General features: G+C 70.3%; 19 protein-coding genes. 9 read left to right on the forward strand and 10 right to left on the reverse strand.

The genetic code is table 11. The features are described 5' to 3' along the window. Window positions 1-7: 7 nt before the first annotated feature. Window positions 8-445 carry a MarR family winged helix-turn-helix transcriptional regulator gene (locus OVA17_RS09010; RefSeq protein ID WP_267786207.1) on the reverse strand — a complete coding sequence of 146 codons (438 nt, stop codon included), beginning with the start codon at window positions 443-445 and terminating at the stop codon, window positions 8-10. Window positions 446-500: 55 nt separating this feature from the next. Here OVA17_RS09010 and OVA17_RS09015 point away from each other — a divergent pair, with 55 nt between their 5' ends. Both OVA17_RS09015 and OVA17_RS09020 read left to right on the forward strand, forming a co-directional pair. Beyond that, window positions 501-869, forward strand: a complete 369-nt coding sequence (locus OVA17_RS09015) for a VOC family protein (RefSeq protein WP_267786209.1) — start codon at window positions 501-503, stop codon at window positions 867-869. Between the two features lie 521 nt (window positions 870-1390). Then, the gene (locus OVA17_RS09020; protein ID WP_267786210.1) at window positions 1391-2320 is read left to right on the forward strand and encodes a hypothetical protein; all 930 of its coding nucleotides are present in this window, start codon (window positions 1391-1393) and stop codon (window positions 2318-2320) included. 3 nt (window positions 2321-2323) lie between these two features. Here OVA17_RS09020 and OVA17_RS09025 read toward each other — a convergent pair whose 3' ends face one another. Then, window positions 2324-2731, reverse strand: a complete 408-nt coding sequence (locus OVA17_RS09025; protein WP_267786211.1) for a YccF domain-containing protein — start codon at window positions 2729-2731, stop codon at window positions 2324-2326. A 138-nt stretch (window positions 2732-2869) separates the two neighbouring features. On the opposite strand from OVA17_RS09025, the gene OVA17_RS09030 reads away from it, so the two are divergent. From OVA17_RS09030 to OVA17_RS09040, 3 genes are all read left to right on the forward strand, one after another. Continuing rightward, entirely contained in the window at window positions 2870-3346 is a 477-nt protein-coding gene (locus OVA17_RS09030) for a general stress protein (RefSeq protein ID WP_267786212.1), read from the forward strand. Between the two features lie 48 nt (window positions 3347-3394). Then, complete coding sequence (locus tag OVA17_RS09035) at window positions 3395-5830, forward strand: ATP-dependent helicase (protein WP_210072253.1); 2436 nt, start codon at window positions 3395-3397, stop codon at window positions 5828-5830. A gap of 506 nt (window positions 5831-6336) precedes the next feature. Further along, entirely contained in the window at window positions 6337-7431 is a 1095-nt protein-coding gene (locus tag OVA17_RS09040; RefSeq protein ID WP_267786213.1) for an SseB family protein, read from the forward strand. A gap of 55 nt (window positions 7432-7486) precedes the next feature. On the opposite strand, the gene OVA17_RS09045 is transcribed toward OVA17_RS09040, so the two are convergent. Then, window positions 7487-8113: a DUF1684 domain-containing protein gene (locus OVA17_RS09045; protein WP_267786214.1), complete on the reverse strand. Its 627-nt coding sequence runs from the start codon at window positions 8111-8113 to the stop codon at window positions 7487-7489. A gap of 153 nt (window positions 8114-8266) precedes the next feature. Between OVA17_RS09045 and ligD the strand changes: the two genes are divergently transcribed. After that, complete coding sequence (ligD, locus tag OVA17_RS09050) at window positions 8267-9292, forward strand: non-homologous end-joining DNA ligase (protein ID WP_267786215.1); 1026 nt, start codon at window positions 8267-8269, stop codon at window positions 9290-9292. Here ligD and OVA17_RS09055 read toward each other — a convergent pair. After that, window positions 9289-10239 (reverse strand): ArsR/SmtB family transcription factor, encoded by a 951-nt coding sequence (locus tag OVA17_RS09055; RefSeq protein ID WP_267786216.1) that lies wholly within the window; start codon window positions 10237-10239, stop codon window positions 9289-9291. The two genes, ligD and OVA17_RS09055, sit on opposite strands and share 4 nt — an antisense overlap. Window positions 10240-10294: 55 nt before the next feature. On the opposite strand from OVA17_RS09055, the gene OVA17_RS09060 reads away from it, so the two are divergent. Beyond that, window positions 10295-11572: an MFS transporter gene (locus OVA17_RS09060; protein ID WP_267786218.1), complete on the forward strand. Its 1278-nt coding sequence runs from the start codon at window positions 10295-10297 to the stop codon at window positions 11570-11572. Between the two features lie 24 nt (window positions 11573-11596). On the opposite strand, the gene OVA17_RS09065 is transcribed toward OVA17_RS09060, so the two are convergent. The 3 genes from OVA17_RS09065 to OVA17_RS09075 all read right to left on the reverse strand — a co-directional run bounded on the left by OVA17_RS09065 (window position 11597) and on the right by OVA17_RS09075 (window position 14271). Then, window positions 11597-12640 carry an ATP-dependent DNA ligase gene (locus OVA17_RS09065; RefSeq protein ID WP_267786219.1) on the reverse strand — a complete coding sequence of 348 codons (1044 nt, stop codon included), beginning with the start codon at window positions 12638-12640 and terminating at the stop codon, window positions 11597-11599. Between the two features lie 4 nt (window positions 12641-12644). Further along, window positions 12645-13823, reverse strand: a complete 1179-nt coding sequence (locus tag OVA17_RS09070; protein ID WP_267786220.1) for an AI-2E family transporter — start codon at window positions 13821-13823, stop codon at window positions 12645-12647. 100 nt (window positions 13824-13923) lie between these two features. Then, window positions 13924-14271: a response regulator gene (locus OVA17_RS09075; RefSeq protein ID WP_267786222.1), complete on the reverse strand. Its 348-nt coding sequence runs from the start codon at window positions 14269-14271 to the stop codon at window positions 13924-13926. A 134-nt stretch (window positions 14272-14405) separates the two neighbouring features. Between OVA17_RS09075 and OVA17_RS09080 the strand changes: the two genes are divergently transcribed. Further along, window positions 14406-16085 carry a sensor histidine kinase gene (locus OVA17_RS09080; RefSeq protein ID WP_267786223.1) on the forward strand — a complete coding sequence of 560 codons (1680 nt, stop codon included), beginning with the start codon at window positions 14406-14408 and terminating at the stop codon, window positions 16083-16085. A gap of 40 nt (window positions 16086-16125) precedes the next feature. Here the strand turns inward: OVA17_RS09080 and OVA17_RS09085 are convergent, their stop codons facing one another. Next, entirely contained in the window at window positions 16126-17367 is a 1242-nt protein-coding gene (locus OVA17_RS09085) for an acyl-CoA dehydrogenase family protein (protein ID WP_267786224.1), read from the reverse strand. A gap of 406 nt (window positions 17368-17773) precedes the next feature. Further along, on the reverse strand, window positions 17774-18442 hold the full coding sequence (locus OVA17_RS09090; RefSeq protein WP_267786225.1) for a TetR/AcrR family transcriptional regulator: 669 nt from the start codon (window positions 18440-18442) through the stop codon (window positions 17774-17776). A 122-nt stretch (window positions 18443-18564) separates the two neighbouring features. Here OVA17_RS09090 and OVA17_RS09095 point away from each other — a divergent pair, with 122 nt between their 5' ends. Beyond that, window positions 18565-20040 carry an FAD-dependent oxidoreductase gene (locus OVA17_RS09095; RefSeq protein WP_267786226.1) on the forward strand — a complete coding sequence of 492 codons (1476 nt, stop codon included), beginning with the start codon at window positions 18565-18567 and terminating at the stop codon, window positions 20038-20040. A 257-nt stretch (window positions 20041-20297) separates the two neighbouring features. Here the strand turns inward: OVA17_RS09095 and OVA17_RS09100 are convergent, their stop codons facing one another. Continuing rightward, window positions 20298-20930 carry a LysE family translocator gene (locus tag OVA17_RS09100; protein WP_267786227.1) on the reverse strand — a complete coding sequence of 211 codons (633 nt, stop codon included), beginning with the start codon at window positions 20928-20930 and terminating at the stop codon, window positions 20298-20300. Between the last annotated feature and the right edge of the window lie 152 nt (window positions 20931-21082).

Raw genomic sequence — 21082 nt, forward strand, 5'->3', positions numbered from 1 at the left:
GTACGTCTCAGTCACGGAGCGCCGTGATCATCGATCGCAACGCGTGCAGGGCGGCGGCCTGTTCGGCATCCGTCATCCCGCTCAGCATGCGCTTCTCGACGGACCGGACGGCGGCGCTCGCCGCAGCGAGGGTGCGTCGGCCCTTCTCGGTGAGGCGGGTGGGGAGCGCCTTGCCGACAGGGGCGGTGTCCGGTCGCTCGACGATGCCGTCGCGCTCGAGGCTCTGCAGCAGCACGTTCATCGACTGTCGTGTGACGAAAGCGCCGCGCGCGAGGTCGGAGTTCGACAGGCCGGGCCGCTGGGCGAGCAGCTCGAGGCAGGAGTAGTGCGTGATCGTCATTCCGAGTGGGCGTAGCACGTCTTCCATTGCTGCGCGCAGAGCGCTCGCCGCTTCTTTCAGGAGGTAGCCGAGCGAGGTGTCCAAGTCGATTGCCTCTTGCGCCATGTCAGTATTCTGACATACGCTCTGTGTCAGATAACTGACACGCAAGGAGCATGCCATGCCCGCCACCGGACCCGACTTCATCTCTCTGCAGGTGCGCGACCTCGCCGCCTCCCACGCCTTCTACCAGAAGTACCTCGGCTTGCGCCGTTCGCCCACCGGCCCTCCTCACGCCGTCGTCTTCGACACCGCACCGATCGCCTTCGCTCTGCGCGACCTCGCGCCCGGCACCGACCTCACCGGCGTGGACCAGCCGGGCGTCGGCGTCGCCGTCTGGCTCCACGCCACCGAGGTGCAGCAGATGCACGACGCCCTCGCCGCCGACGGGCACCGGATCGTCATGGCCCCGATCGACGGACCGTTCGGCCGCACCTTCACCTTCGCCGACCCCGACGGCTACCACGTCACCCTGCACGACAGGGGGTGAGCCCGGGGCGGCGGGTTCCCGGCATCCGGGGCCGTCCGGCGGAGTCGGGGCGGGACACGCCGGTGGCCGTGGCTGGGGGACGGCGTGTCGGCGGTGGACTCCGCGGGACGGTCGGTCGGGGGCGGTGTCGGGCTGCGGGTGTTTCGGCCGGGCGGGGCGGCGGGTTCCCGGCATCCGGGGCCGTCCGGCGGAGTTGGGGCGGGACGCGCCGGTTGCCGTGGCTGGGGGATGGCGTGTCGGCGGTGGACTCCGCGGGACGGTCGGTCGGGGGCGGTGTCGGGCGGCGGGTGTTTCGGCCGGGCGGGGCGGCGGGTTCCCGGCATCCGGGACCGTCCGGCGGAGTCGGGGCGGGACACGCCGGTCTCCGCGGGCGGGGGACGGCGTGTCGGCGGTGGACTCCGCGTGACGGCGATGCTCGAGCGGAACGGATGCCGTCACCCCGGCCCACGCTCGAATTCACCCGCTCCGATGCCCGCCGCCGGCCGGGCGGAAGCCCAGGAACGGGCGGGTAACGTGGGTACATGGCGACGACGGCGGGGCGAGGCATCCTGGCCCTCAGCGTCGCCGTGATCCTCCTCGCCGTCGGCACGGTTCTGGCCGTGCTGGTGGATCCGTTCACGCGCGAGCAGGTGACGGTCGACCCGACGGCGGAATGGGTCGCGCGCGTGCTGCTGGTCTTCGGCGTGGTCTGGCTGCTGATCGGTGCGATCGCCGCGCGCACGCGTCTGGTTCGACGACCCGGCGCCGCTGCCGCGCGCGCGTCGTGGATCGCCTCCACCCGGCCGTGGCGGTCGCGGGAGTCGAGCCTCGGCCTGCTGCCGCTGGACCGTTGGCTCATGATCCTGGTGCCGGGCGCGCTCCTCGTGATGACGCGGGTCGTCCAGACGCCGCGCGACGGGCTGTGGGGCATCCTCATCGCCGTCGCCGGGTGGCTCGTGTTCGCCGCCACGGTGCGTCTGCTGCTCGGGCGCCGCTCGCCCTGGCCGATCATCGCGGCGGTGGGCGGGGCCCTCGTACTGCGGTGCGTGGTCGCGCTGTCGGCCGTGTCGCTGTCGGGGCCGGACGGCGTCTGGCCGACGATCTGGGCGCAGCCGTGGGTGCGCATCCTCTACCTCGCGGTCGCCTTCGCGCTGGTGGCGTGGGTGTTCGTCGTGGCCGGGTGGTCGCTTTCGGCGCAGCTCGGCCGCCGTCGTGCTGCGGGCGTCGCCCTCGCCGGGATGGGCGTCGGTTACGCCCTGCCCGCGGGGACCATCGCGGTGATGGGGGCGCACGACGCGCTCCGCTCCTGGAACGAGCAGATCGGAGTGCTTCCCTGGGATCTCGCGCGCTTCAGCGGAGCACGCGAAGGGGCGTTTCCCCTCGAGATCATGACGACCACGGCCGTGATCGGCGGGGTCGCGCTGGTGGTCGGCATCCTGCTCGCTCTGCCGCGCCGCGTGTACGGGCGCTGAGCGTCAGCGTCCCAGGGTCTGGTCGAACGGCCCGCCGCGACCGATCTCACGCACCTCTTTGCCCAGCGGCATAAGCGACACCGGGACCAGTTTGAAGTTCGCGACCCCGAGCGGGATGCCGATGATCGTGACGCACAGCAGCAGTCCGGTGAAGACGTGGCCGAGGGCCAGCCACCATCCGGCGAGGATCACCCAGACGACGTTGCCGAGGAACGAGCCGACTCCCGCCGACCTCTTCGCCACGATCTCACGACCGAACGGCCACAGGGCGTACAGGCCGATGCGGAACGACGCGATGCCCCAGGGAATCGTGACGATGAAGATGCACAGCACGACCCCCGCGGCGAGGTAGCCGAGGAAGAGCCAGAAGCCCGAGAGGACGAGCCAGAGGACGTTGAGGATCAGGTGCATGCCTCCATCATCCAGGTGTCGGCTGAATGGCGTGCGGGTTTGACTCTTGGCCCCTAACCCGGGCTCCCTCGACGCGCAACCGCCCCGCGGCGAGCGGGAGGCGCCGTTAGCGTGGGGCCACCGAGGGAAGGAACCGCCATGTCCGACATCACCCGGGCCACGCCCGAACGCCGCGTCCTGTCGAGCTTCACCGACTACACCGGGGCACAAGCCGCCGTCGACCGGTTGTCCGACGCGGGCTTCCCCGTCGAGCACACCGCGATCGTCGGAACCGGCGTGCGGATCGTCGAGCAGGTGACGGGCCGCCTCACGCGCGGTCGCGCGGCCGGGCTCGGAGCCGCGTCGGGGGCCTGGTTCGGCCTGATGATCGGCGTGCTGATCGGTCTGCTCAGCGTCAACGGCTTCCTCGGTTTCGTCTTGCTGGGCCTCGTGCTCGGAGCCGTCTGGGGTGCCGTCTTCGGTTTCGCCGGGCACGCGTTCACGGGCGGACGCCGCGACTTCTCGTCGGTGCAGGGCTTCGAGGCCGAGCGCTGGGACGTGACGGTGGATGCCGAGCACTTCGCGCGCGCGCAGTCGCTGTTGTCGTCGGGGGCGGCGGGGGAGGCGCGGAGCTGAGCCCCGACGGGGCCGATGTCGGAGGCCCCGCCTAGACTTGACCCCGCCATGACCGACGCCTCCACGCCCCTCATCGTCGACGGTCCCGGACCGTCGGCATCCCGACCCGACGCCGACCTCCTCGAGGGGCTGAACGGTCCGCAGCGCGAGGCCGTGACCTATCGCGGCCAGGCGCTGCTCATCGTCGCGGGCGCGGGCTCCGGTAAGACGAGCGTGCTCACGCGGCGCATCGCCTCGCTGCTGCGCACGCGCGAGGCGTATCCCAGCCAGATCCTCGCGATCACCTTCACGAACAAGGCCGCGGGCGAGATGCGCGAGCGCGTGCACCAGCTCATCGGTCAGAAGGCCGACGGCATGTGGATCTCGACGTTCCACTCCGCCTGCGTGCGCATTCTCCGCCGCGAGGCCGAGCAGTTCGGTTTCACCAAGTCGTTCACCATCTACGACTCCGGCGACTCGCGTGCCCTCATCAAGCGTCTCGTCAAAGAGCACGAAGGCGACTCGTTCGGCCTCACCCCGGCCGGTACCCAGAGCCGCATCTCGAAGCTGAAGAACGAGCTGGCGGATGCCGAGTCCTACGCGCGATCCGCGAACATGAGCGACCCGGCCGAGCGCGTGTTCGTCGAGATCTTCGGCTCGTACCAGCGCGAGCTGCAGCGCGCCAACGCCTTCGATTTCGACGACCTCATCGCCCAGACCGTCTACCTGTTCCGGGCGTTCCCGCAGGTGGCCGACCGGTACCGCAAGCGGTTCCGGCACATCCTGGTCGACGAGTACCAGGACACCAACCACGCGCAATACGCGCTCATCCACGAGCTGACACGGCCTCCGGGCGCCGACGCCGAGCCGTTCTCGTCGGGCGGCATGATGATCTTCGACGCCGAGCCGGCGGGCGAAGACGCCGCATCCCTCACCGTCGTCGGTGACTCCGACCAGTCGATCTACGCCTTCCGCGGCGCCGACATCCGCAACATCAGCGAGTTCGAGCGCGACTACCCGGGCGCCAAGGTCGTACTGCTCGAGCAGAACTACCGCTCCACGCAGAACATCCTCTCCGCGGCCAACGCGGTGATCTCGAACAACTTCGACCGCAAAGACAAGAAGCTCTGGACCGACGTCGGCGCCGGCGATCCGATCATCGGCTTCACCGGCTACTCGCAGCACGATGAGGCGCAGTTCGTCGCCGACGAGATCGAGGCACTCCACAAGAAGGGCGTCGACTACTCGGGCGTCGCGGTGTTCTACCGCACCAACTCGCAGTCGCGTGCGCTCGAAGAGATCTTCATCCGCTCGGCCGTGCCCTACAAGATCATGGGCGGCACCAAGTTCTACGAGCGCGCCGAGATCAAAGACGCCCTCGCATACCTCGTCGCCGTGGCCAATCCCGCCGACTCGATGGCCCTCCGGCGCATCCTCAACCGGCCGCGCCGCGGTATCGGCGACGTCACCGAGACGGCCATCGCCCGCTACGCCGCAGAGCACGGGATCACCTTCCGCGATGCCCTGGCCAACTCGGCCCAGATCGGCGTCGGCCCCAAGCTGCAGAAGGCCATCGACCAGCTCGACGCGGTGCTGACCGAGGCCACGGCGGTCATGCTCCCGGCATCCGGAGAGCTCGCTCCCTCCACCTCGGTCACCGAGGGTCTCACGCTGCTGCTGAACAAGAGCGGGTACTTCGATGCCCTGCGCGCGAGCAAAGACCCGCAGGACGAGGCGCGTCTCGAGAACCTCGACGAGCTCGTCGCGGTGACGCGGGAGTTCGCGCGCAACAACCCCGAGGGCACGATCATCGACTTCCTCACCGAGGTCACCCTCGTGGCCGATGCCGACGACCTCGACGACGCGTCGGGCTCGGTGTCGCTCATGACCTTGCACACGGCGAAGGGCCTCGAGTACGACGCGGTGTTCCTCACCGGCGTCGAAGAAGACCTGCTCCCGCACCGCATCTCGGCGAACGAGCCGGGCGGGCCACAGGAGGAACGCCGGCTGTTCTACGTCGGCATCACCCGCGCCCGCAAGCGTCTGCACCTCTCGCTCGCGATGACCCGCGCGCAGTTCGGCGAGGTCACGGTCGCGATGCCTAGCCGGTTCCTACAGGAGATCCCCGCCGACCTCATCGACTGGCGGCAGTCGCCCGGCGACGTCAACGGCCGCGGGGGCTCGCAGTCGCGTGCGCTCAACGCCCGCGGACGACGCCCCGGCCAGGCCGGGAGCGCGGGTAACCGCTACGGCGACGACCTCGTGCCGCTGCCCAAGCGCGCGCCGGCCGACCCGAGCAAGTTCCCCAACCGCATCCCGGCGAAGGTCCGTGACAACGGCGACATGCAGCTCGCGTCGGGCGACCGCATCCGTCACGACGACTTCGGCGAGGGCCGTGTAGACGCCGTGACCGGCGAAGGCGCCAAGCGCGTGGCACACGTGCGCTTCGACACGGTCGGGCCGAAGAAGCTGCTCGTCAAGATCGCGCCCATCACCAAGCTGTAGAACGCGTCGCGAGGCGGTTCGCGGGCTCCTGGCCCGGGCCGTCGGCGTGCCGTGCCCGGCGTGTGGTGCCACGGGCGTGTGCGCGTGCGCGGGCGGGGGGCCGCGGGTGTGAGCCGGGCGCGTGCCGTGCGCGTTCGCGGGTGCGGCGTGCGTGGGTGCGCGGAGGCGCGGGCGCGGGTGCGGCGGGCATGAGTACGGCGGCGCGTGCGCGTGCCGTGCGCGTGCGCGGGTGGGGGTGCCAGCGCGAGCGCGGGTGGGGGTGCCAGCGCGAGCGCGTGCGCGCCGTCGGGGGTGCGGGCGCGGCGGGTCCGTCCCACGCATAAACGCGATCCACGCGCAGAAACGCGTGCTCCTCGCGTTTATCGGCGCTGATCGTGTTTATCGGTGCCCGCAGGCGCCGTCCCGCGCAGGAACGCCATGCGGTCGTGGCCTCGACCGGGGCGCGGACGCCGTTCGCGGGCACCCCGCCGGGCCCGGCCCGCGGACCGCCCGGATAGGCTTGCGCAATGGCTCTCTTCTCGCGCCGCAAGAAGTCCGACTCCGACGACGTATCGGCCGACCGGCCCGACACCGCGATCGAGCCGGGCGAACAGCCCGTCGATCCCGCGGGCCCGAGCGATGCCGCTCCGGCCGCGGAGGTTCCGGCTGAAGCCGCCCCGACCGTGGGCATCTCGATGTCGTCGTTCCGCGGGGTGGGCGCCGGCCCCGACACTCCCGAGCCGTCGTCGGCTCCGCCGGTGGCAGCTCGTCCCTCGGCGCGCCAGCCCGGCGCGATGGAGGCCCCCGAGGCACCCGAGACGGTGCCGGGCCTTCGCGACAACGTCCTGCTCGGCAATGCCCTCGCCGAGGTCGACGGGCAGCCCGAGCCCGCTCAGCTGCTCAACATCGCGCGGCAGTTGCTGCAAGGGCACGTCTTCCTCCGCGTGAAGGGCGACGCCCGAGCGCTCCTCGCCGAGGGCAAGGACCTCCCGCTCGCCGTCGCGAACAACGGCGACGAGCAGCTCGTCCTCGCCTACAGCGGCGGACTCGCCCTGCGTGCCAGCGTCGATGCCGACGGCGACCGCGACACGTCCGCGATGGGCCAACCCGTCATGGCGCTGCTGCGTCACGTGCTCGCCGGTCCCTACGCGGGCATCATCCTCGACCCCGCCTCCCAGCCGAACCGCGCCGTGCTGCCCAAGGCTCTCCTCGAGCGCATGGTCGCCGAGGTCGACCCCGAACTGCGCATCAAGACCGCCCTGTGCGAGACGCGCGATGACTCCACCGCGTCGAAGATTGTCGACGCGATCGTCGCCGAGGCTCCCCTGTGGATCGGCGTGAACCGCTCCGAGGAGGGCGGCCCGATCGGCGTCGCCGAGTCGCGGTCGGCCACGGGCGAGCGCTTCCTCGAGGTCTTCACGCACCCGCTCGAACTTCTCGCCCTCGGCCGCGGTGACCAGCCGCTGCCCATCCAGCGCACACAGCTCGCGAAGGCTCTGGCCGGTGACGCCGCACTCACCGGCATCCTGATCGATCCTGCCGGCCCGTGGATCCGCATCGACCGCGACGAGCTCGCTCCGGTGATCGTTCTGGCGGAAGAGGGCTCCGAGCCCACCGCCTGACTCGACGACAAGACGGCGGGCCGCTCCCTCTCGGGGCGGCCCGCCGTCGTTCGTGTCAGACCCCGTACAGCTCGCCGACCGGCACCGCCACCGGGAGCACGTTGCCGGCCGGGGCCAGCGGGCAGGCCCACATCGGGTCGTACGCGCACGAGGGGTTGTATGCGAAGTTGAAGTCGATGACGAGGGTGTCGGGCGCGGCGCCCCGGCCGAGATCGGCGCCCTTGATGGTGTCGAGCAGATAACGCCCGCCGCCGTAGGTGCCCCCGGGGCGGCCGGCCGCGGCATCCCGAACCGGCACGAACAGCCCGCCGCCGTACGACGTCAGCCGCCACACGTCGAGGGATCCGGTCTCGGGCAGTTCGACACGACCGATGCGTTCGAAGCCGACCTCGCCGTCGGTGCCGGTCGTGGCCACGAACGAGGCCTCGTCGGCGTCGAGCAGGGGAACCTCGAAGCGCCACGCGGCGTCGTAGGGCGCGAGCGGCAGACCGACGAAGCCGTCGCGCTGCTCGGGGAGCAACGGCGTGGCCGGATGATCGGCGAACAGCGCGTCGCGCTCGATGCGCCACAGCTCGTGGGCGTCTTCGGGGTCGTCGGCTTCGCGCACCGCGTCGTACAGCGCGAAGACGCGTCGGCGCCAGTCGGCGATGTCGAGGGCGGTCCGGGCGGCTGCGGAGGTCATGGTCCGAGCGTAAACGGCTGCCGGATGCCAGGACTCGGGCTGGACAGCGAGGCGGCGCCCGCTCTGCTCGAAGACGTCTCCGGGGTACCACGGCTTCCGCCCTCTCGCGCAACCCGGCAGACACGACCGTCGCCCGCGCACTAGCGTCGGGACATGGCATCCCCCCGCATCACGCTGACCGTGCCGGGCCCCGACGGCGATCGGGAGGTGGGCATTTCGAACCCCGATCGCGTGCTGTGGCCCGAGGTGGGGATCACCAAGCGCGAGTTGGCGGAGTACCTCATCGCCGTCGCCGACCCCTTCATCGCGGCGAACGGGCATCGGCCGGTGTCGCTCGAGCGTTTTCCCGAGGGGGTGGGAGGCGAGGCCTTCTTCTCGAAGAACCCGCCGAAGGGGGCGCCCGACTTCGTCGAGGCCGTCACTGTGACGTACAACAGCGGGCGCCGGCATCCGCAGCTCTTCCTCGGCGAGATCGCGTCGGCGGTGTGGGCCGCGCAGATGAACACGATCGTGTTCCACCCCTGGGCCTCTCTCACGAGCGACGCCGACCACCCCGTCGAGTTGCGTATCGACCTCGATCCGCAGCCGGGAACGGGTATCGCCGAGGCGGTCAGCGCGGCGCACGAACTGCGTACGGTCCTTCGCGAAGCGGGCCTCGAGGCCTGGATCAAGACCAGCGGCAACCGCGGCCTGCACGTGTTCTGCCCGATCGAGCCGACGCACGAGTTCCTCGACGTCCGGCACGCGGTCATCGCCGCCGCGCGCGAACTGGAGCGACGGATGCCGGATGCCGTGACCACGAGCTGGTGGAAGGAAGAGCGGGGTCAGCGCATTTTCGTCGACTTCAACCAGGCCAACCGCGACCGGACGATGGCGGGGGCGTACTCGCCCCGGGCTCTGCCCACCGCGACCGTGTCGACTCCGGTGTCGTGGGACGAGCTCGACGGCCTCGACCCGCTCGCGTTCACCGTGCGCTCGATTCCCGAGCGGTTGGACACGGTCGGGGATCCGTGGGCGGGGTTCAGCGAGAAGCCCGGACGCATCGACACGCTGCTGGAATGGTGGCAGCGCGACCTCGACGCCGGGCTGGGCGAGCTGCCGTTCCCGCCCGAGTTCCCGAAGATGCCGGGTGAGCCGCCGCGCGTGCAGCCCTCGCGGGCGAAGGCCCCAGACGCTTAGGGGTTCAGCGCGTCGCCCGCGGCGCTGCGGTAGTAGAGCACGGCGCGTCCGTATCGCGTGCGGTTCAAGAGCCCCGCGCGTTCCATCACGCGCAGGTGCTGGTTGATCGCGGAGGTCGAGACACCGAGCTGCAGGGCGAGATCGGTGGAGGATGCCGGCTCACCCAGCGCCACGAGAAGTGTCGCGCGCGTGCGACCGAGCAGGTCGACGACGGCGTCGGGTGCGGGCTGCGCGCTGGTGGACCACATCGCCCCCTGCCCGCGCGCGGGGTACATCACCGTGGGAGGGAGGTCGTCGTCGATCGGCGTGGACACCCGGACGGTGAAGATCGACGGGACGAGGGTGAGGCCTTCGCCGAGGACCGGTCGGCGGCGAACCTCGGGGTTCCACAACCGCACGTCGAGGTGTCGTCCGTCGTAGCGCGCGGCATCCGACAGGCCGTTGAGGACCGTACCCATGCCGGATTGCGCGGCGACGCGCCCACGGTAGGCGATGTCGGAGCGCAGGACCGCGCTCATGCGCGCCCAGTGCGGCGCGAAGCAGAGGTCCCACGTGGTCGCGAGCGCTCGCTGCAGACGAGCGACGACGAGATCGTGGCGCCCGCGGAAAACCGTCGGCACCTCCCCGTGCACCCGCTCGAGATCGGTGTGCAAGCGCGCCCGCGAGATGCGGCCGAGCTCCGCCAGTTCGTCGTCGAACGACGTAAGAGGGGAGGCGGGCCGCGGGTTGACGAAGTCGGCCGTCCACTTGCGGTCATTGATCAGCGCGAGCAGCACCTCGAGATCCAGGAGCGGGCGCACGTCTGCGATCTGCCGGAGCCACGGAGCCTGCAGCGGGTACCCCTCCGGTTGCGACAGGGCGCGGAGTCCGAGCCCCAGCTCCGACAACGGGGAGATGCCGAAACGGATAGCCGAGATGTCGGCGGCCTCCAGCTCGTACCGGATCATGAAGCCTCACGCTACATCGATTGAACGCCTCTCTGCCGACTGGATCAATGGAGGGGTGACCAGCACGATCCCCGCCGTCCCCCTGAGAGTTCTCGCGCAGACGGACAAGACTCTGCGCCGCCTGCTCACGATCACGCTGGTCGACACCCTCGGACGCGGCGCGTTCTTCACTCTGACGACGCTGTATCTCACGCTCATCGTGGGACTCGAGCCCGTGACGGTCGGTATCGGCTTGACCATCGCCGGCGCGGTGGGGGTAGCCAGCTCGCTCGCCTTCGGCCACCTCTCGGACCGCTTCAGCGCACGGATGATGCTGATCGTGCTGCACGTGGTGCAGGGCACGGCGCTCATCGGCTACCTCTTCGTGAGGGATCTTGCTTCTCTCGTGATCGTCGCCTCGCTCGTGCTGCTCGCTCAGCAGGGCGGCGGGAGCGTGCGCTCGTCCGTGGTCGGGCGGGCGTTCCGCGGAGACGACCGCGTACGCATCCGTGCCGCCATGCGTACCGTGACCAACGTCGGGATCGGGATCGGCACCGCGGTCGCGGCGATCCCGCTCGCCCTCGGCACGCCGTTCGCCTTCCACGTGACGATGACCGTCTCGGGATCGTTCTTCCTGCTGTCCGCGCTGCTCGTGGCCGGACTCGACCCGGCTCGCGTCGACGTCTCCACCGCCGAACCCGCGCCGGACGCCCCCGCCGAGGCAGGCCGGAGTCCCTATCGGGACCCGCGGTTCCTGTGGCTCACCGCTCTCATGGGAGTGTTCGGCATCCAGTTCGGTGTGTTCGAGATCGGCGTACCGCTGTGGGTCGTCGCGCACACGATCGCCCCCGACGTGGTCGTCAGCCCACTGCTGCTCGTCAACACGGTCGTCGTGGTGCTGCTGCAGGTGCGGATGAGTCGCGGGACCGGCACCTTCGCCGGGGCCGGACGCGCGATGAGCAGGGCAGGGTGGCTCATGGTCGCGGCGTGCGCGCTCTGGGCGGGCGCCGGCTGGATCGGCGGCGAGGGGTGGGGCCCGGTGGCGGCGGTGATCGTGGTGCTGCTGGCCGCGGCCGTCGTGCACTCCCTCGCCGAGATCACCTCGAGCGCTGCGGGGTGGAGCCTCAGCTTCGACCTCGCCCCGCAGGAGCGTATGGGCAGCTACCAGGGCGTCTACGGCACCGGGTACGCCGTCGGCGCGATGATCGCCCCCGCCGTGGTGACGCTCACGGCGATCGATCTCGGCACGGGCGGGTGGGCGATTCTTGCGGCGATGTTCGCCGCTGCGGCTGCGGGAGTCGTCGTGATCGCGCGGCGGGCCGAGCGGGAAAGGGATGCCGCTCCCACCGACTGAGCGACAGTGCGGGAGTCGCCGGACTCAGTCCAGCACGTCGCCCAGGTCGTACGACGACACCGTCTCGAGCTGTGTGAACGTGCAGGAGCGGGCGTCGCGGTCGGGGCGCCAGCGGTCGAACTGCACGGTGTGGCGGAAGCGCATGCCCTCGAGCTGGTCGTAACGCACCTCGAGCACGAGCTCGGGGCGCAGCCGGACGAACGACACGTCTTTCGACGCCGAGAAGCGTGAGCGGTCGGTCTCGCCGACGACGGCGGCGCCATCGGCATCTCGCTCGACGAGCGGGGCGAGTTCGTCGATGAGCTCGCGACGTTTCTTGTCGGTCCATGCCGAGACACCGCCGACGCCGTGCAGGCGACCCTCGTCGTCGTACAGACCGACGAGGAGCGAACCCACGCCCTCGCCCGACTTGTGGATGCGGTAGCCGAGGGCCACGACGTCTGCCGTGCGGGCGTGCTTGATCTTGAACATCGTGCGCTTGTTCGGGGCGTAGGGCTGGGCGAGCGGCTTGGCGATCACGCCGTCGAGGCCCGCGCCCTCGAACTCGGCGAGCCACCGGCGCGCGAGGTCGGGGTCGTCGGTCGTGCGGGTGACGTGAACGGGGTGCGGCACGGTGCCCAACAGGTCTTCGAGCTGCGCGCGGCGCTCCGAGAACGGCTCGTTCTGCAGGTCGCGGTCGCCGCGGGCGAGCAGGTCGAACGCGATGAACATCGCCGGCGTCTCTTCGGACAGCAGGGCCACGCGCGAGGCCGCGGGGTGGATGCGCTGCGACAGGGCCTCCCAGTCGAGGCGTTGCGCGCCGGCCTCGCCGCGGGCGACCACGACCTCTCCGTCGATGAGGCACGGCTCGGGCAGGATCTCGGCGAACGCCGCGACCAGCTCGGGGAAGTACCGGGTGAGGGGCTTCGCCCCGCGACTGCCGATCTCGACGTCGGTGCCGTCCCACGACACCAGCGCGCGGAAGCCGTCCCACTTGGGCTCGTAGCTGAACCCGCCCGCGACCTTGGCGTGCTCGGGCACCTGGGGCACCGACTTCGCCAGCATCGGTGCGGGGATGTCATAGCCCACGGCGTCAGTCCTCGCTCTCGCCCCCGGCGAGCGGAACTGGGTTGCGACGCTTCTTGCGGCGCGCCCACTCGGCCGGCTTGTCATCGCCGTTCCAGACGCTGATCACGCCCCAGACCACGGCGGTCAGCGGGACGGCCAGGAGCGTGCCCAGGATGCCGCCGATCGCGGTGCCACCGGCGAGCACCACCAGGACGACGAAGGAGTGCAGCTTCATCGAGCGACCCATGAGAACCGGCTGCAGGAAATTGCCCTCGAGCTGGTTGACCAGCACCACGATGCCGACCACGATCAGGGCGACGATCGGCCCGTTGGTGACGAGGGCGACGAGAGCGGCCAAGATGCCGGCGGTGACGGCGCCGACGATCGGGATGAAAGCGAGAAGGAAGACAAGAACCGCCAGGGGGAGGGCGAGGGGTACCTGCAGGATCGCCAGCCCGATGCCGATACCGATCGCGTCGACGGCGGCGACGGAGGCCGTGCCGCGGACGTACGAGCCCAGCACGGTGACGGTCTTGTCTCCGATCCGGCGTGCGCGCTCGTAGTCGCTGCCGCGGAAGGGGCGCAGCACGAACTCCCACATGCGGGGGCCGTCCTTGAGGAAGAAGAACAGGATGACGACCATGAGCACTAAGCCGGTGACGAACGATGCGACAGCGCTGACCCCGGCGAGGGCTCCGGTGCCGAACTCCGAGCTCGTGACGAAGCTCTGGACCCCCTGCAGCGCCTGATTCACCTGGTCGGGCGAGATGGCGAAGGGGAGCGTGTGATACCAGTCCTGTGCCTGCTCGAAGCCCTGCGTGGCCTGCGAGCTGAGGTAGTCCCACTGATTGATGACGGCGTTCGCCACCAGCCAGCCGAGCGCCCCGAGAACGACGACGACCGCGAGCAGCGTCAGCAGCGTCGCCAAGATGGCGGGCACGCCCTTTCGCCTCATCCACATCGTGACCGGCCCGAAGGCCGACGCGAAGATGAGGGCGAGGACCAGTGGGATGATCACCAGCGTGACCTGACGAATGCCCCAGATGAGCCCGGTCACCAGCACCACGACGATGATGATCTGTACGGCGCGGATGGCGAGACGCCCGAAGCCGTCGGACCACAGGCTCTTCGATGGCGTCTGTGCCGCCGGGGGGACGGAACGGACGGTGTCGTGCGGCGCGGGGTGGCGGGAGAACAGGCCCATGCTCACACGGTAGTGGGGACCTCCGACATGGCCGGTGTGTCTTGCGCCGGGTGTCGAGGCGGATTAGGGCGCGGCGACGCGGCTCCGCCGGAGTCCTCGGTCAACCCTCGAGGATCTCCCGAACCTGGGCGACGACCGCCCGCGGTCGGAAAGGTTTCGAGATGACCGCGTCGACGCCCGACTCGCGCGCTCGGCACTGATCTTCCGACTGCGCGCGGGCGGTGAGCATGAGGATGCGGGGCTGCTCGATACCGCACGTCGCCCGAATCTTCTCGCACGCTCGGATGCCGTCCATGACGGGCATCATCCAATCGAGAAGAACGACGCGCGGCCGTTCGCGCAGCACGGCGTCGACGCCTTCCTCCCCGTTGCTCGCCCGAACGGCTGAGATATCTGCTCGGTCGAGACCCATCAGCAACAGATCGGCGATGTCATCGTCGTCGTCCACAACCACAACCGAAGCTCCCATATGAGATATCTTGCCCGGAAAGTACCGTGATGGTCGGCGCAAAGAACCTCATCCCAGATGCTGGCAAAATCGCACGAGGCAGCGCCGTCCTGTGGCGCGCGGAAGGGGGCGGCATGCCCGATCGATCAATTTGGACGCCCCTTCTTCCTCGTCAGTTGTTCGTGCGTCTGCAATTGCCCTTCTTGCTCGGGGTCACGCTGCTCTCGGTCGCAATGCTCATCGCCGTTCCCGAACTCGAACGATCGGCGGAGTTGTGGCTGGGCTTGGTGGTGGCGGCGGTTGCCTCGGTCCTGTTCCTCTCGCCGCGGCAGACGTGGATGCACACGGGGTGGATCGTCGTCATCCCCGTGCTCGACATCGTCAGCATCGCGTTCGTGCGCACCGCCCTCCTGCCGTACCTGCCGTCCGTGGGACTGCTGTCCCTCGTCCCCTTCGCGTGGATCGCGTACCGGTTCGGGTGGCCCGGACTCGCGCTGATCCTCGTGTCCGGCATCGTCATCGCCGGTCTTCCCTTTCTTCTCGGCGGACGACCCGTGACGACTCTCCTCGCGCTCGTGAATGTTCTGACCCTCCCCTTCATCGCGACCGGGTTATCGGTCGCGATCCATCTGGGTTCGCGGAACTTCGAAATGCGGCGTCGAATGTCGGAGGAAGCGACGGCGAGGCTTCGCACCGCTTTGGAGCAGTCGCACGAGGCGGAATTGCTCCTGCGTTCTGTGTTCGACACCGTCAGCGGAGCCGTGGCGTACTACAACGCGCGAAACGAGCTCGTGCTCGCCAATGCGACCGCCGCGAAGATGGTCGATGTCGTCGGATTCCGTCTCGACGTTCCCCCGTATGCAGGACCCGACGCATTGATGGCCGACAGGAAGACGAGGATCCCGCTCGAGCGCCAGATCATTCCGCGTGCCCTGCGGGGCGAGATCATCGCGAATCACATCGAATGGCTCGGCCGCCCGGGCAGCCAGATCGCCATCATGGCATCGTCGCGCCGCGTGCACCGAGACGACGGCACCCTCCTCGGCACGGTGATCGCCGCATACGACGTGACCGAGCTGGTAGAGGCGATCGAGGTGCGCGAGGAGTTCTTGACGACGGTGTCGCATGAGCTGCGTACTCCGCTCACATCGATCATCGGCTACACGGAAGAGATCGTCGACGTCCTGGGGGAAGACGCGAAGAGGCTCGGGATCGACTCGTGGCTGGCGACGATCCTGCGCAACACCGACACCTTGCTCGATCGTGTCAGCGAATTGCTGACGGTGGCCGATTCGCAGGTGCAGCTCGAGGTCCGGGAGGTCGACGTCGCATCCATCATCGGGCGCGCGGTCGAACCGTTCACCGTGTTGGCCGGACGCGCCGGTATCGAGTTGCGGACCGACGTGTCCGCCGATCTTCTCATCGAGGCGGATCCGACCCGTTTGGCGCAGGTGGTCGAAAATCTCGTGGGCAACGCGACGAAGTTCACCGGGCGCGGGGGACTCGTCACGGTCAGCGCGCGGCGACGAAGCGACGAGGAACTGTCGATCTCGGTGGCCGATACCGGGATTGGGATGACCGCCGACGTTCGACGGCGCGTGTTCGACCGCTTCTATCGGGCTCAGGTCGTGCGAGACGACGCCATCCAGGGAATCGGCGTCGGCATGTCCATCGTGAAGAAGATCGTCGACGCCCACGGCGGTGAGATCGCGATAGAGAGCGCCCCCGGGCTGGGGACGACGGTGACGGTGGTGTTGCCGACGCGCTCCGGCACGAGCCCGGCTCCCGCAGCGGAGGCGGTGGCATCCGCGTAGCCCCCTGGGCGCGCGGGCGCCGGGGTGTCGGCATCCGGGCTCAGACGAACGCGCTCATTCCGGTGATGTCGCGGCCGAGCAGGAGGGCCTGGACGCTCTCGGTGCCCTCGTACGTGTGGATGGCCTCGATGTCGGCCATGTGCTGCATGACGCCGCTCTCGAGCAGGATGCCGTTGCCACCCAGCAGGTCGCGAGCGATCGCGGCGACCCGGCGGGCCGCCCGGGTGTTGTGATACTTCGCGAGCGACGCCTGGGTGGGACGCAGGCCTCCGCTGGACTCGAGGTCGGCCAGGCGGCGGCAGTAGAGCTGCATCGCGGTGAGTTCGTCGAGCATCTGCGCGAGCCGCTCCTGCACCATCTGGAACTTGGCGAGGGGCTTGCCGAACTGCATGCGTTCGGTGGCATATGTCCGGGCGATCTCGTAGCAGGCGGTCGCGTGGCCGAGCGCCGACCAGGCGACGCCCGATCGCGTGGCGAACAGAACCACTGATGCGTCTTTGAAGGTGTGTGTGCCGGGCAGCACGGCATCCGCGGGAAGACGCACCTCGTCCATCGCGATGTGAGCCTGGTGGATGCCGCGCAGCGACACCTTTCCGGTGATGACGGTGCCCGTGTAGCCCGGGGTGTCCTGCTCGACGAGGAAGCAGCGCACGTTGCCGTGGTCGGCGCCGCCCTCGTTCTCGACGCGCGCCCAGACGAAGGTGATGCCGCCGGAGGCGCCGTTGCCGATCCACTTCTTCGTTCCGCTGAGCGACCAGCCCTCGTCGGTACGGGTGGCGGTGGTCTCGAGAGAGACGGAGTCGGAGCCGTGGTCGGGCTCGGTCAGGGCGAAGGCGCCGAGCACGGTGCCGTCGGCGAGGGGCTTCAGCCAGCGCTGCTGCTGCTCGGGCGAGCCGTAGAGCGCGAGCGTCCGCAGCGCGAGTCCGCCCTGCACGGCGAGGGCCGTGGCGAGCGAGCCGTCGTGGCGCGAGATCTCCATGTTGACCAGGCCCGCGGCCAGCGGCGAGGTGTAGGGCAGCTCGTCGTGCTCGATGCCGTCGGTGAACAGCTGGAGCTCGCCCATGCGCCGGACGAGGTCGATCGGGTAGCTCGCGGCATCCCATTCGCCCTGCATGCGCGTGCCGACCTCGTCGGCGAAAGCCTTGGCGGTGTCCCAGATCGCGCGGTCGGCGTCGGGGATGTCGGCGAACACCGCGTAGTAGTCGGTGTCGCGGCGGCCCAGCAGGTCGTAGCGGGCGACGCGCTCTCCGGGGAGCGCGCGGGCATCGGCGTCGATGGTCATGGGTCCCAGTATCGCGCATGTTGATACTGGGTGTCACGTGCCGGGAGAGACTCGCGGCGAACGCTCGGACGGATGCTCGGGCGGATGCTCGGGTGGGCGCCCGGGTGCGAGCGGCGCCGTGTCGCGCGCCCCGCGATGACCGGGCCCGCTTCGACGTCGAGTGTCCACGACACCCGGAAGGTTTTTCAAAATGTCCGGGTGTTTTGGACACTCAACGCAGGGGCCCCGCCCCGCGATGGCGGTGCGTCATTCGACGTCGAGCCCCGCGATGGCGGTGCGTGATTGGACGTTGAGTGTCCACGACACCCGGACGATTTTTCGCAACGTCCGAGTGTTTTGGACACTCAACGGGTGGGGCGGGCGGGCGGGCGGGCACGCGAGGGACGGCCCCCGCGAAGCCCGCGCGTCAGTCGCCCAGCGCCCCGCGCAGGCGCCGCGTGATTTCCGCGGCGGGCATGCGACGGGGGAAGGCCGCGACGATCAGGTCGTCGCCGGCCGCGTCATCGCCGTCGGGGTGCACGCCGTAGCGGCGCAGCACGTCGTCGAGAGCGCGACGGAGAATGGATGCCGGCACCCGAGCCCCCCGCATCAATCGGCGCAGCACGTGATTGTGCACCGCCGTGACCGAGGCCGCGAAGCCGACGGCATCCAGGGGGTCGAGACCGGGGAGCGCTTCGCGCAGGTACTCATCGAAGAGGCGTTCGTAGCGGAACACCGTGACGATCTCGCGGTCGCGAAGGCCCGGGATCTGCCGCACGATGGCGTAGCGGCGTCGGGCGACCTCGGGGTCGGCGGCGAAGTGCCGGAACACGCGCACCGACGCCTCGCACACGGCCGCCCACGGATCGTCGTGCGGCTGGGCGAGATAAGCGCGCGTCTCGGCGAGAAGCACCTCGTGGTCGGCGAACACGACGTCTTCTTTGCCGCCGAACTGCCGGAAGAACGTCGACCGCGACACCCCGGCCGCCTGCGCGATCTGCTCGACCGAGGTCTGGTCGTAGCCGTGCTCGACGAAGAGGTCGATAGCCGCGGACACGACGGCGGTGCGGCTCGAAGGGGCGGCGCTGTCGGTCACGCCCCGAGCCTATCCGCGGGCCGCCCGCGCGCGGGGTCGGGTTACGCGGGCGTCGCGTAGATGATCGGGGCGACGGTGGCAACCGCATACCGAGACCCTCGCGCGCGCGATGGGATGAACGCATGACCTCCTCCCTGTGGCACCGCGACCAGACGCCTGTCGACGGGACGCCGTTCGAACCCGACGCCCTGCACGACGTGCTCATCGTCGGCGCCGGGATCACCGGCCTCTCGACCGCCGTGATGCTCGCCGAGGCGGGGGTCGATGTCGCGGTGGTCGACGCAGGCGACGTGGGGCAGGGCGCGACCGGGGCGTCGGTGGGTATGGCATCCCTTCTGCAGGGGACGACCCTCGCGGCGCTCCGCGCCCACCACCCGGCCGGACTCGTGAAGGCGTATGTCGACGCGAACCGCGCGGGGCAGGAGTGGCTCGCCGAGCGCGCCGGCGCCGCCGCCGATCGGCGCACCGCCTTCACCTTCGGACGGGGTCTCGCCAGCGACACCGCTCTCGACGCGGTACGCGATGCAGCGCGCGAAGCGGGACTCCCCGTGCGCGAAGACGGCCCCGCAGACCTCGGCGGCCGCACCGCTGTGCGTGCCCTGGCCCTCGACGACCAGCTCGCCCTCGACCCCGTCGCGCTCTCGCGCTCCCTCGCCGAGGCGGCCCTGGCGGCTGGGGCGACGCTGCACACGGGCGTCCGCGTGACCGACGTGCACGCTCTGCCCGCCGGTCGCGCCGACACCGATCACGGCACGATCTTCGGCGACACCGTCGTTCTCGCCACCGGTACGCCCATCGCCCGTCGCGGCCTGTACGACCTGAAGACCCGGGCGCTGCGTTCGTGGGCGATCGCCTTCGAGATGGAGGGGGATGCCGAGGCCCCCGGCGGCATGTGGAGCGAGGTCGGCGCCGACGGGCGCAGCATCGTGGCGGCACCGTCGTCGTTCGGGCGCGGCGTTCTGCTGGTGACCGGGGCACGGCACCCGGTCGGCTCGGCGCCCTCGGAGGTCGCGCTCGCCGAGGGGCTCGCCGCCTGGGCACGCCGCACGCTCCCGGTGGGCGCGGAGATCGCCCGCTGGTCGGGCCAGGACTACCAGTCGCACAACCTCGTGCCCTTCGTCGGAGGGATGCCGAGGGGCCTCGGACGCCTCCGCTTCGCCACCGGATACGCCGGGTGGGGCCTGACCAACGCCCCCGCCGCCGCGATGCGGTTGACCGACGAGATCCGCGGCGTCTCGCGCAGCGACCGGCCGCAGTGGATGCGCACGATCGGCACGCGCATGACGGTTCCCGCCGACCTCGGCCGGGGCGTCGGCGAAGCCGCACGTCGGGTGGGCGTGGCAGCGGGCGCCTTCGCCGCGGCGGCGCCCGCACCGGTCAAGCGACCGGCCGAGGGAGCCGGGGTGGTGTCGCGGCAGGGGCTGCGGACCGCGGCGGTGTCGACGATCGAGGGGCGCACGCGCGCGGTGGTGGCCCCGGCCCCGCTCACCTGGAACGACGCGGAGCGCTCGTGGGACAGCCCCGTCGACGGCTCGCGCTACGCCCCGGACGGGACGCGGCTCGAGGGCGCGGCATCCGCAGATCTGGGTGTGCGCTGAGGTCGTCGGGCCTGGCGGGGCTCGGCTCGAGGGCGCGGCATCCCCAGATCTGGGTGTGCGCTGAGGTCGTCGGGCCTGGCGGGGCTCGGCTCGGCCGCGCCGAGACTGCATCTCACTGACAAACCGGTTGCAGGCTGACGCGGAGTTGTCAGCGAGTTGCCGTCTCGACGGCCGCTACCTGGACGGCCGCCACCTCGACGGCCGCTACCTCGACGGCCGCCACCTGGACGACCGCCCGAGTCAGCTCTTCGGGCCGGTCAACTCTTCGCGCCCGACAGCGCGAGCGCGCCGCCGAGGCCGATCATCATGACCCCGCCCGTGCCCGACAGGGTCGAGATGCGCTTGGGTGAGCGGGCGAACCACTCGCGGGCGGTGCCGGCGGCCAGGGCCCACACGCTGTCGCAGGTGAGCGCCATGATCTGGAACATCAGGCCGAGAACGAGCAGTTGCAGCCACACCGCCCCCGCGTGCGGATCGACGAACTGCGGCAGCACCGCGACGAAGAAGGCGATCGTCTTGGGGTTGGTCAGCCCGACGACGAAACCCTGACGCAGCAGGGTCCACGACGACGACGGCGCGCGGCTCGCCCCGGCGACGTGAGCGTGGCGATGACGGATGGCCTGGATGCCGAGCCACACGAGGTAGATCGCCCCGACGATCTTGAGCACCGTGAACGCGACGATCGACGACGCGACGATCGCCCCGACGCCGAAGGCCACCGCGATGACGGCGGGCACGGTGCCCAGCGCGTTTCCGACGACACTGAGCACCCCCGCGCGGCGGCCGAGCGCGATGGATCGTCCGATCACGAAGAGCACGCTCGGACCCGGGATGACGATGATGACGACCGACGCGGCGACGAAGGCCACGAGGTTCTCGATCGGAGGCATGCGGGGACTGTACTGCCGTCGCGTTTCGGGACGGTATCGCGCGTGGCAGCGGGCGAAACTCCTGAAATTCGGGATGCCGGTGGCGGTGAACGCGCGCAGGGCGGGGTGATCGCCCGGTTTCTCAGGAGTTTGGCCCGGCGGCTTCGCCTCGC

The organism is Microbacterium sp. SL75 (genome assembly GCF_026625865.1).
GTDB lineage: Bacteria > Actinomycetota > Actinomycetes > Actinomycetales > Microbacteriaceae > Microbacterium.